This window comes from Gillisia sp. Hel_I_29, assembly GCF_000744275.1.
In the GTDB taxonomy this organism is placed as follows: domain Bacteria; phylum Bacteroidota; class Bacteroidia; order Flavobacteriales; family Flavobacteriaceae; genus Gillisia.
Map to the genome: position 1 here is coordinate 753523 of NZ_JQLP01000005.1, position 11985 is coordinate 765507.

The window sequence follows — 11985 nt, forward strand, 5'->3', positions numbered from 1 at the left end:
AAACTACTCTTATTCTAATCTAAGAGCGACAATTTTAAGAAAGAACATTAAGCAAATCTACGTGCTTATTATATATAAAAAAAGGGGGCATGAGCCCCCTTTAAAATTTATTTTCTCAATCCTAATTCCTTAACAATAGCACGATATCTCATGATATCTTTTTTCATTAAGTAATCAAGGAGTCTTCTTCTTTTACCTACTAGTAATACTAGAGATCTTTCTGTGTTATAATCTTTACGATTAGTTCTCAGGTGATCTGATAGGTGGGAAATACGGTGAGTAAATAATGCGATTTGCCCTTCAGCAGAACCGGTATCATTTTTACCTTTACCGTGTTTAGCGAATAGATCTTGTTTTTCTTCTATGGATAAATACATTCCAATATTAATTTTAATGATTTTTATGTATAAACAGATTTTCTGTCAAGCGGCAAAGATACTATATTTTTCTTATAAATTATTCTCAAGTCAAATTTTAATATTTCAGCCTTTCTATAGATAGCATTCTGATATATTATTTTCTAACCGGTTGATTAAGAACCAAGTCTAAGTATAAGTTAATCTTATCTTTTAATTCTGATCTTGGAGTTATAAAATCTAAAAATCCATGCTCTTTTAAATACTCTGCAGTCTGAAAATCCTTTGGTAGATCTTGACCTGTAGTATCTTTTACAATCCTTGGTCCAGCAAATCCAATAAGTGCTCCAGGTTCAGAAATATTAATATCTCCTAGCATTGCGAAAGAAGCCGTGGTTCCTCCTGTTGTTGGATCTGTGCATAAAGAAATGTAAGGAATGTTAGCATCTGCCAATTGTGCTAATTTTACAGATGTTTTAGCCATTTGCATTAAAGATAGTGCAGCTTCCATCATTCTTGCCCCTCCAGATTTAGAGATCATCATAAATGGCAATTTGCGTTCTAAAGCATAATCTGCCGCACGAGCAATCTTTTCTCCTACTACAGATCCCATAGAACCTCCAATAAAGCTAAAATCCATACAAGCTATCACTATATCTTTACCTTTAGATTTTCCAACCGCGGTACGAACAGCATCTTTCAATCCGGTTTTTTCTTGTGCTTCTTTTAACCTATCTGTATATTTTTTAGTATCCTCAAAATTTAAGGGATCTTTAGAAGAAATGTTTTTATCTAATTCCTTGAACTTGTTATCATCAAAAAGAATTTTAAAATATTCTACACTTCCAATTCTAACGTGATAACCATCTTCCGGGCTTACATAGAAATTGTTCTCCAGTTGCTCTGCATCTACAATTTTACCTGTTGGAGATTTATACCATAATCCTTTTGGTACATCTTTCTTTTCTTCGGTAGGGGTTTGTATACCTTTTTGAGTTCTTTTAAACCAGGCCATAGTCTTAATTATTTTAAATTTCTTGAGTATATCTAAAAGAGAGATAACTTAATCAAGAAACCTATTAGAAAGAGAACAGCCGGAATAGTATATATTCCAGCTGTCAATAATTTGTTTATTATAAAGTGTTTACGTTATTAAGGTCTTCAAAAGCTTGCTTTAATCTAGCTTTAAAAGTTAATTCGCCTTCACGTAACCATACTCGTGGGTCGTAATGTTTTTTATTTGGTACTTCTGCACCATCAGGATTTCCAATTTGAGCTTTTAAATAATCTTTTTTGTCGCCCATATAATTGCGTATACCTTCTGTAAAAGCATATTGAAGATCTGTATCAATATTCATTTTAATAACTCCGTAACCAATAGCTTCACGAATTTCTTCTAAAGTAGATCCACTACCTCCATGAAATACAAAATCTATGTGGTTTTCTTCAAGGTTATGTTTTTCACTCAAAAATTCCTGAGAGTTTTTCAGAATCTTTGGAGTAAGTTTTACGTTTCCTGGCTTGTAAACTCCATGAACATTTCCAAAAGCAGCAGCAATTGTAAATTGGTCACTTACTTTACTTAATTCTTCGAAAGCATAAGCAACTTCTTCTGGCTGGGTATATAATTTAGAATCGTCTACATCAGAATTGTCTACACCATCTTCTTCACCACCGGTAATTCCCAATTCAATTTCTAAGGTCATTCCCATTTTTTTCATTCTCTCTAAATATTTCTTAGAGATCTCTATGTTCTCTTCAATAGGTTCTTCAGAAAGATCTATCATATGAGAGCTGAATAAAGGAAATCCAAACTGTTCAAAATTCTTTTCACTTGCATCTAGTAAACCATCAATCCAAGGTAAAAGTTTTTTTGCGCAATGGTCTGTATGTAAGATCACAGTAGCACCGTAAACTTTTGCTAATTCATGAATATGTTTAGCTCCTGCAACGCCACCAGCAATTGCAGCTTGTTGATTTTCGTTAGACAGACCTTTCCCTGCATTAAATTGAGCTCCTCCATTTGAGAACTGTATAATTACCGGAGCGTTCAATTCTGCCGCTGTTTCAAGTACAGCATTTATTGTATTAGATCCTGTAACGTTTACTGCGGGTAAAGCAAAACCTTTACTTTTTGCGTATTTAAAGATCTCTTGAACTTCTTTTCCTGTGGCTACACCGGGTTTTATATTGTGACTCATAATATTGTATATCAAATTAAGGTTTACAAAAATAAGAAAATAACTTTGGTTAGAACGGATAATTGATACCTACATTATAAACAGCATGGCTAAAATTATAATTTCTAAACCATCTATTTCCAAGGTCTTGTTCTGGATCATACGTTTTAAAACCTACATCAAACCTTAGAACAAAAAAGTTAAAATCATATCTTAATCCAGCGCCAGATCCTACTGCAATATCTCTAAGATCTGAGAATGATGTGAACGTTGCGGCAGGATCTGTAACTACATCTTCCACATTCCAGATATTTCCTACATCTATAAAAAATGCTGAATTTAGAGCGCCAAATAAGTTGTATCTATATTCTGCATTAAAAGCCAACTTCATGTTTGCTTCATTAAATTCATTTCTTCCACCTGTACTTCCAGGTCCTAGATCGTATGCTTGCCACGCTCTGTTATCATTAGGTCCCCCAGCAAAGAAACTTCTAATAAAAGGGATACTATTGGCATTTCCAAAGGGTACAGCAATACCTCCAAATGCTCGAACGGCAAAAATATTTTTATTTCCAAGGTCCCAATGTTTGATATAATCTATTTCTGTTTTTAGGTATTGTGAGAAATTTACGCCCACTATGCTATAAACTCCATTTTCATCCTTTTGGGCGCCAGATAGTTCTGATAGAGCCCATAAAAAGTTTCCTGCAGACTCAATTTTAAATCGAAATCTTGAGAAATCATTATCGTATAAATTCTCTTTGTTATTGTTGATGTAAGTGAAATTAGTAGCAAAGATCAAATTATTCTCCGTAAGTCTATTTTTTCTCTCGTTGATATTATCGATCTCTTGAATTTGATCTGAATTTAATCCGGTGGTAGAAGAATTCTCTGAGGTAACATCTTTCAAGAAATTATCTGCACCATTAGGGATGCTCAAATTCCCATCACTATTTAAATAATTTGGATTAGTGCTAACCCCAGGAGTATTTATTATTTCATTTAAATTGATGTAAGAATTCTGATACACATTAAAGTAATTATCAGTATTTAAATTCCGAACATATTGAATGTTTAGCAAGTCTAATTTGTCTGAAATATTCTTGGATGGATTCCAGCTATAATTTAAGATCCCATTTAAATTACGTTTGTCTAATCCTATATTATTCTGTGTACTAACTCCCAAACTTAAGCTGGTAAATGGCGACATATATTTTGGAATGATCCTATCTGTTTTTATCGGTAAGAAAATTCTAGGGATTACTAATTTAATGTCTGCTCCCAATTCAGAGATATTGAAGAATTGATCTCTTGAACTTCCCTGTGCTGCATCTGTAGAAGAACCTACACTTCCTCTTCCCGAGATCTCGAAAGTTTCTGCACCTTTAAAGATATTTCGAATAAGCAGGGAACCTCCAAAGCCAATTCCAAAATCTTGAATATTACTTTGAGAAATATCAAAATCAAAGCTCAGTGAATACTTTTGTTGGGGAGTAAGAAAAATATTAGCTACTAGATCTGTATTTGTGCTATCTGTAGGATCTGGAACGTACTCAATATTTGGGTATTTAAAGATTCGTAAAGAACTCATTCGGTTATAAGTTCGGGTTCTATCGGTATCTTTAAAGATCTCGCCGGGTTTTATGAAAATAGCATCTGTAATTGCCTGCGGTTTATAATTTAGTTCATCAAAACTATAGATCTTATACCCCTTATATGAGGCACTATCTGTTACCGGTTTATATCTGTTCTCAAACGTATAATCTGTGAAAACATTTACCTTGCTTATCTTATGAATTTTAAAAGGTACGCGAGAAGTAGTATCGCCACGTTCTACCATTCTATCTTTTACAATGATGGTCGTATTAACTTTATGATCTGTACCAACAGTATCTGCTTCAAAACTCAAATATTCCTGATCAAAATAATACACTCCATTATTTCTGAAAATAGTATTAAGCCTGTCTCTTTCAGCATTATAATCTAAAGTTCTGTATTGAACTCCAGATACAATTTTAGATTCATCCGTATGTAGATTGTATAATGAATCAATAACTTTTGATTGCATTCTTTGTTTGATAGAATCTACAATGTAAGGGTCGTGGCTATTTACAAAAAACTCGATCTCACCTCGTTTTCTATCTTTTGGATTAATGGTGAAATCTGTCTCTGCATTAAACCAACCATTATTGAAATACCAAGATTTTAATCTATTGCTAGATTTTTTGGCAAGTTCTTTATTAATAATAACTGGAGCTTCTCCTGTGTTCTCTATCCATTTATTAATTCCAACATAAGATTCTCGCATGCGCTGAACCTGTTTCTTAGAATAAATGGAATTCAATGTTTCAATTCTATTCGGTTTTTTATTCAACCAATCTATAAATACAGAGTCGGGGTCTGGTTTCGCTAAATTGTAAAAATGGAGCCTTAGAGGTACTCCTAATAATTTTGCGTTAGGTTCTTGATACAGCTGACTGTAGATTCTTGAGTCTTTTGATTTCTCACCATTCAGGAAAATAGTGTTCTCTGTAAGAAGTAATTCATTAGCGTCAACCCTTTTTACCGCGTTGCACGAAACTATTATAACCAGGATTAAAATAAATAACGATATTTTTGCAAGCAAGCGTTTCAATAAGGCAGAATTAAGAATTCAAAAATAGATTATTTGTATGGTAAGCAAAAGCCAAATTAAGTTAATAACAAGTCTTGAGCAAAAAAAAAACCGAACTAAAAATGGCTTATTTGTAGTTGAAGGTAAAAAAGGAATTAACGAGCTTTTAAAATCTAATGTAGCGTTAGATTCTTTATTTACAACAGAATCTATTTTTAATGCTCCAAAGGTTAAAACGCATTTAATTAGCGAGCAAGAACTACAGAAGATTAGTAGACTTAAAACTGCTCAAACAGCGGTAGCCTTGTTTAAAATTCCTGTAGAAATCTCAATTAATTTAGAGGGTCTTGTAGTTGCATTAGATGGGGTAAGAGATCCAGGTAATTTGGGGACAATAATAAGACTTTGCGATTGGTTTGGAATAGAACAGCTGATTTGTTCTGTAGATACGGTAGACTGTTATAATTCAAAAGTAGTGCAAGCCACAATGGGAAGTATTGCAAGAGTAGCTATTTCTTATGTAAATCTTGAAGAATTTTTGAAGGAGCAGAACTCTTCACAGGTGTTGGGTGCTTTTCTAGAGGGAAGAAATATTTATGAAACTAAACTTCCTAAAAAAGGAATTGTAGTATTGGGAAATGAAGCTAATGGAATTTCTTCAGATATAGAAAATCTGGTAACTCAAAAAATTAATATTCCTCAATACGGAAAATCTGAAGAAACTGAAAGTTTGAATGTGGCAACTGCAACGGCTATACTGCTAGGCGAATTTAGACGACAGGAGAATTATTGAAAAGTGAAATTTAAAAATATACCTCTAGACCTCATTTTATCTACATTTCCTGTAAATATACTATTTGGATCTGAATCTCTAACCAGTTCATCATTTATAGCGAAAACACCACGTAGTGAAGGTGAAAGTTTAAAATAATAGAAATAAAGGTCTATGCCAATTCCAACTTCATAGTAGTATGTAAGAGTTTTCATTCTAAACTGTCCTACACTATTATCGTCAGGATTATTTTCATTACTAGAAAGGTTTAAAGATGATGATAATCCTCCCACTACAAATGGTTTGAAATTGTACATCCTATCTGCAGAGAATTTTAGCAATAAAGGAACATGAACATAAGTTGCGTTTATTTCTCTTATGGTATTTTGATCTGCTTTTAAAAGTTGAAAATTTCTACGGTTAAAGCTAACTCCAGGTTCAAGTCTAAGATCTAAATTGTTGTTCAATTTAAGATTTCCAATTAGTCCAACATTAAAACCTATAGTACGTTCTACATTATAGCCTTTATCTTGAAAAGGTTTATTAGGTTGAAACTCTTTAAGGTCAAAATCCAGGTCATACGTGTTAAAACCTAAAAAATATCCCCAGGACCATCTCTTATTATCAAAATTCTCATTATTGATAAGTCCATCAGAAAAGATCTGAGCGTTCCCTTGCAAACTGTATAAGAACAGCGCTATAATGGCAAAAAAATTTTTCATATTAATTTTTAGAAGCAGTGTAAATTGTGGCAACTCCAAATGTTTGAGGTCTATCTTCTACATTTATAAACCCAATTTTGCGCAAAATATTGTTGAACTTTTCACCATATGGAAAAGCGGCAGCACTCTCACTTAGATAAGAATAAGCTACTTTGTCTTTAGAAAATAATTTTCCGATTGCAGGGAGCATAACAGTAGAGTGGAATTTATAGCCTTGTTTGAAAGGAAATTTTGTTGGAACAGAAGTTTCTAGAACCACAAAGATTCCTTTTGGTTTTAGTACTCTATATATTTCTGTGAGCCCTTTTTCAAGATTTTCAAAATTCCTAACCCCAAAGGCTACAGTAATGGCGTCAAAACTATTATCTTCAAATGGTAAAGCTTCAGAATCTGCCTGTACCATTTTAATTTTATCAGATAATTTCTCTGAAGCGATCTTTTTCCTTCCAACAGAGAGCATTCCTTCAGAAATATCTAAGCCTATAATTTCGGTTGCACCAGTTTTTGCTAAGCTTATAGCGAGGTCTCCAGTTCCTGTGGCAATATCTAGTGCAGATTTTGGTTTTGTAGCCTCAACGAGTTTTATCACCTTTTTTCTCCATTTAACATCTATTCCAAAAGAAATAACGCGGTTAAGGCCGTCATAATTCTCAGAAATATTATCAAACATCTGCTCTACTTGCTCTTTTTTGTTGAGGGAAGAACCTTTATAAGGGGTGATTTTTTTTTCCATTGGGGCAAATTTAGCTCAAAGATAATGGATAAGAAATAATTGTACAGATAACTTTCTAACTTTCTTACATCTACAAAGTATAAAAAAATCTAAACATAAGGTATAAATTGATAATACGGTTTTTTCCTCTTCAGAATTAGTTCGTACTAAAAGTCATTTTAGAAAATAGATCCCAAATAACAATTCCAGTACTTACAGAAATATTTAAAGAATGTTTACTACCTAATTGTGGGATCTCAATTACTCCATCACAAAGATTTACCACTTTTTGTTGAACACCTTTTACCTCATTTCCAAACACAATAGCATATTTACTATTAAGATCTGTCTTAAAATTATGTAGCATAGTGGAATTTTCTGCCTGCTCTATGGCATATACTTTTATTCCTTCTTCTTTCAGCTTAAAAATAACATCTAACGTATCTTCAGCATAGCTCCAACTTACGGTTTCGGTTGCTCCAAGTGCTGTTTTGTGAATATCTTTATGAGGAGGTTGTGCCGTTATGCCACACAAATATATTTTCTCAATTAGAAATGCATCAGAAGTTCTAAAAACAGATCCAATATTATTTAAACTTCTAATGTTGTCTAAAATTACGATGATTGGAGTTTTTTTAGCTTCTTTAAATTCAGAAATACTTTTCCTGTCTAACTCGCTATTTTTAAGCTTTCTCTTTTCCATAAGAGCAAAAGTAACAATTATCATTTCAATTTTTCAGAGCAATATCTGCTTTATGATAGTATCGATTATTTAAATTTGATACTACTATATAAAGTGATAATAATCTTATATTTAGGCAACTTTAATCAGCCATACAATGAAGAAATATTATTTTATACTTAGCATTTTGATGCTTACTTCCAACTTAATTTTTGCTCAATCAGAAAAAGAGAAAACTCAACAAACGGTAAATAAAAATGTTATTAAAGGGCATATCTATTTTTTAACAGATGATCTATTAAGAGGTAGGGAAACAGGTACTTCAGAAAATAAAATTGCAGCTTCTTATTTGGCGAACGTGCTAAGAGGTTATGGTGCAAAGCCAAATCCGTTAACCGGAACTTATTATCAAGACGTTATTCTGAAAAAGACAGAAGCACCTATATCTTTTGCTGTTTCTTTAAATAATATGGATAGGAAGGATGCTATTGCATTAGTGCCTGCAAAGCTGGATTTTAACGGTAGAGGTATATATGTAGGACATGGGCTGGAAGAGGATTATAAAGATCTTGATGTAAAAGGGAAGTTGGTTGTTTTGCTCTCCGGAAATTCAAAAAATAATGAATTAAGGACTGCGTTTGGCTTAACATCACAAAAGACAGATTTAGCTAAAGAGGCAGGTGCTATTGGAATTGTAGAAATGGTTAGTAATGGAGAGGATGATTGGAGTGCTATAGCTCATCATTTCAATGCTGATAAATTAGAGAATATTAAGAAAAATGATACCTTAGAAAGGTCTAACGATATACCTTATGTTTGGATCAAAGAATCTGGAGGAGTGCCTTCAGATTTAAAAATTGGGCAAGAGATCGCTGTTAAATTAGAAATAAATGCTCCTAAAGAGACTGAAGTACATTCTCAAAATGTAATTGGGATCATAGAAGGAACAGATCCAAAGTTAAAAAATGAGTACATTATTTATTCTGCACATTATGATCATGTAGGGATTGGTGAGCCAGATGCCACAGGAGATACTATTTATAACGGTGCCAGAGATAACGCTGTAGGTACCACAACCGTTTTAAGTGTTGCAGAAAATCTATCAAAACATCCAACCAAACGTTCCGCTCTGTTTATTTTGTTTACTGGGGAAGAAAAGGGGTTGTTAGGTAGTTCTTACTACACAGAAAATCCGGTTTTACCTTTAAAACAAATGGTATACTGTTTTAATAGTGATAATGGAGGTTATAATGATACTTCTATTGCCACCATTGTTGGTCTGGAAAGAACTACTGCTAATAAAAATATTAAGCAAGCCGCTAAAGAATTTGGACTAACCGCAATAGACGATCCAGCTCCGGAGCAGAATTTATTTGATAGAAGTGATAATGTAAATTTTGCTAAAAAGGGAATTCCTGCTCCAACCTATTCGTTAGGATTTAGATCTTTTGATGGGGAGGTTACTAAATATTATCATCAGGCTGGAGATGAGGCAGAGAGTTTGGACTATGAATATTTACTTAAGTTCTTTCAATCCTATGTTTTATCTGCGAGATTGATTGCTAATGATCCTAAGACACCGTTTTGGATATCGGGAGATAAATATGAAAATGCAGGCAAAGCTCTTTATATTGAATAAAAATGATCGAAATAAAACTTTTTACCTTTTATATCTACATGCTTTTAAAATAAATTTATGAGAAAAATTCTACTAACTTTTGCTCTAATTGGTTTTTCATTTCCTTCAATTAACGCACAGGATAAAACTGTGAGAGAAGTAACCAAAGATGATTATGAAAGAGCTACAAAATATCTCGGAGCCAGTGTAAGAGATCTAGTAACTCATGGAGGTGTAAATCCAAATTGGTTAAAGAATGGAAATTTTTGGTATAATGTGAATACGGCAGATGGAACACAGTATATATTCGTAAATGCTAATAATGGAAAAAAATCTAGTTATAATTCTGTAGAATCGCTCTTAAAAGTCCATTCTCAATCTAAGGAGGAAAAGTCAACGACTGCATCTTATTATGATGTGGTTTCACCAGATGGTACGAAAGCAGCTTTTATAAGAGATTGGAATTTATGGATAAAAGATCTGAATTCAGATGAAGAATTTCAATTAACCACAGATGGAGTTGAAAACTTTGGATATGCTACAGACAATGCCGGATGGCGTAAAAGTGATAGGCCAGTTTTGCTTTGGTCTCCAGATTCAAAGAAAATAGCTACTTATCGGCAAGATCAAAGACATGTGAGCGATATGTATTTGGTTTCTACAAATGTTGGAGCCCCTAAGCTACAGCAATGGAAATACCCAATAGCGGAAGATTCTGCAGTTATTCAGATAAAACGTGTAATTATAGATGTAGAAAATTCCACCATAATACCTTTAAAAGTGGAAAACGATCCTAGAAGAGGAAGTTTATGTGATGATATTTCTTGCTCAGGATCTTTTGATGATAATGAATGGAGTGCAGATTCTAAGCAGCTAGCCTTTGTTTCAACTTCTAGAGATCATAAAATAGCAAAACTAAGAATAGCCAATGCCGCCACAGGAGAAGTACGTGATATTTTTGAAGAAACGGTAGCTACGCAATATGAGTCTGGTCAAGGTGCAATTAATTGGAAATTCTTACCAAAATCAAACGAGATCATCTGGTATTCTGAACGTGATGATTGGGGGCATCTATATTTATATGATGCTAGATCTGGCGAATTAAAAAATCAGATTACCAAGGGAGATTATGTGGTAACAAAGGTTTTAAAGGTAGATACAGATAAACGTGAGATCTATTTTGAAGCTAATGGAAGAGAGAAGGATTCAGATCCATATTTCAGTCATTTCTATAAGATAGATTTTAAAGGTGAAAATTTAAAACTATTAACTCCGGAAAATTCAAATCATTCTATCTCTATTTCTCCTGAAGCACGGTTTTTTGTCGATAATTATTCAACTCCTTCAAAACCAAATACAGCGGTTCTTAGGGACATGAATGGAAAGCTAATTTCTAACTTAGAAAAGGAAGATATTTCTAGTTTAAAGCAAATTGGATGGAAAGCTCCAACACAGATCACTGTAAGATCTAAAAATGATAAATGGGATCTTTATGGATTGATGTTTACTCCATCAGATCTGGATAGTACAAAAACATATCCGGTGGTGAATTATATCTATCCCGGACCGCAAGGAGGCGGAGTTGGAAGTAGATCTTTTTCAGTTTCCAGAAGTGATCATCAAGCTTTAGCCGAGTTGGGTTTTGTGGTAGTAATAATCGATGGAGCCTGTAATCCGGGTAGATCTAAATCTTTTCATGATGCTTGTTATGGTAATATGGCAGATAATACTTTAGAAGATCAAATCTCAGGAATCAAACAATTAGCTAAAAAATATTCATTTTTAGATCTCAATAGCGTTGGAATTTGGGGGCATTCTGGTGGAGGTTTCGCTACTGCAGCCGCAATGTTCAAATATCCTGAATTTTATAAAGTGGGGATTTCAGAATCTGGAAATCATGATAGCAGAAATTATGAAGATGACTGGGGAGAAAGATATATTGGGCTTTTAACTAAGGATGAAGCAGGGAATTCTAATTATGATGATCAGGCTAACGCTAAATTTGCGGAAAATTTAAAAGGGAAATTGTTACTGGCGCATGGGGGATTAGATGATAATGTTCCTCCTTACAACACCTATCTGGTTGTTGATGCTTTGGTAAAAGCTAATAAAGATTTTGATCTGATAATTTTTCCTAATGCCAGACATGGGTTTGGGAAAGATAGCTACTATATGATGCGTAGAAGATGGGATTATTTTGTAGAAAATTTAATGGGGGCAAAACATCCAACTGAATTTAAAATAGAGCCAAATAAAAAATAGAAATTTTCAACAAGTAAGTTTCTGACGATTTCTCGTCTTAATTTTCATTAGATAGGGTGAGAATCAA

The 11985-nt window shown here is 33.4% G+C and carries 10 protein-coding genes; 3 read left to right on the forward strand and 7 right to left on the reverse strand.

Annotation, left to right across the window (positions count from 1 at the left end; translation table 11 throughout):
* Positions 1–107 precede the first annotated feature (107 nt).
* From rpsO to P163_RS08500, 4 genes are all read right to left on the reverse strand, one after another.
* Positions 108–377: a 30S ribosomal protein S15 gene (gene rpsO / locus P163_RS08485; protein ID WP_034889587.1), complete on the reverse strand. Its 270-nt coding sequence runs from the start codon at positions 375–377 to the stop codon at positions 108–110.
* 136 nt (positions 378–513) lie between these two features.
* The gene (gene accD / locus P163_RS08490; RefSeq protein WP_034889589.1) at positions 514–1371 is read right to left on the reverse strand and encodes an acetyl-CoA carboxylase, carboxyltransferase subunit beta; all 858 of its coding nucleotides are present in this window, start codon (positions 1369–1371) and stop codon (positions 514–516) included.
* A 118-nt stretch (positions 1372–1489) separates the two neighbouring features.
* The gene (gene fbaA / locus P163_RS08495) at positions 1490–2557 is read right to left on the reverse strand and encodes a class II fructose-bisphosphate aldolase (RefSeq protein WP_034889592.1); all 1068 of its coding nucleotides are present in this window, start codon (positions 2555–2557) and stop codon (positions 1490–1492) included.
* A gap of 49 nt (positions 2558–2606) precedes the next feature.
* Positions 2607–5171 carry a BamA/TamA family outer membrane protein gene (locus tag P163_RS08500; protein WP_034889595.1) on the reverse strand — a complete coding sequence of 855 codons (2565 nt, stop codon included), beginning with the start codon at positions 5169–5171 and terminating at the stop codon, positions 2607–2609.
* A 37-nt stretch (positions 5172–5208) separates the two neighbouring features.
* On the opposite strand from P163_RS08500, the gene P163_RS08505 reads away from it, so the two are divergent.
* Positions 5209–5943: a TrmH family RNA methyltransferase gene (locus P163_RS08505; RefSeq protein WP_034889599.1), complete on the forward strand. Its 735-nt coding sequence runs from the start codon at positions 5209–5211 to the stop codon at positions 5941–5943.
* On the opposite strand, the gene P163_RS08510 is transcribed toward P163_RS08505, so the two are convergent.
* The 3 genes from P163_RS08510 to P163_RS08520 form a co-directional block, all read right to left on the reverse strand.
* Positions 5937–6644: an outer membrane beta-barrel protein gene (locus P163_RS08510; RefSeq protein ID WP_034889602.1), complete on the reverse strand. Its 708-nt coding sequence runs from the start codon at positions 6642–6644 to the stop codon at positions 5937–5939. The two genes, P163_RS08505 and P163_RS08510, sit on opposite strands and share 7 nt — an antisense overlap.
* A 1-nt stretch (position 6645) precedes the next feature.
* Positions 6646–7377, reverse strand: a complete 732-nt coding sequence (gene ubiE / locus P163_RS08515) for a bifunctional demethylmenaquinone methyltransferase/2-methoxy-6-polyprenyl-1,4-benzoquinol methylase UbiE (protein WP_034889605.1) — start codon at positions 7375–7377, stop codon at positions 6646–6648.
* Between the two features lie 136 nt (positions 7378–7513).
* Complete coding sequence (locus P163_RS08520) at positions 7514–8059, reverse strand: RNA methyltransferase (protein WP_034894139.1); 546 nt, start codon at positions 8057–8059, stop codon at positions 7514–7516.
* Between the two features lie 136 nt (positions 8060–8195).
* Here P163_RS08520 and P163_RS08525 point away from each other — a divergent pair, with 136 nt between their 5' ends.
* Together P163_RS08525 and P163_RS08530 are read left to right on the forward strand one after the other, a co-directional pair.
* The gene (locus tag P163_RS08525; RefSeq protein ID WP_034889608.1) at positions 8196–9677 is read left to right on the forward strand and encodes a M28 family peptidase; all 1482 of its coding nucleotides are present in this window, start codon (positions 8196–8198) and stop codon (positions 9675–9677) included.
* Positions 9678–9734: 57 nt separating this feature from the next.
* Entirely contained in the window at positions 9735–11918 is a 2184-nt protein-coding gene (locus tag P163_RS08530; RefSeq protein WP_034889611.1) for a S9 family peptidase, read from the forward strand.
* Positions 11919–11985: the final 67 nt, after the last annotated feature.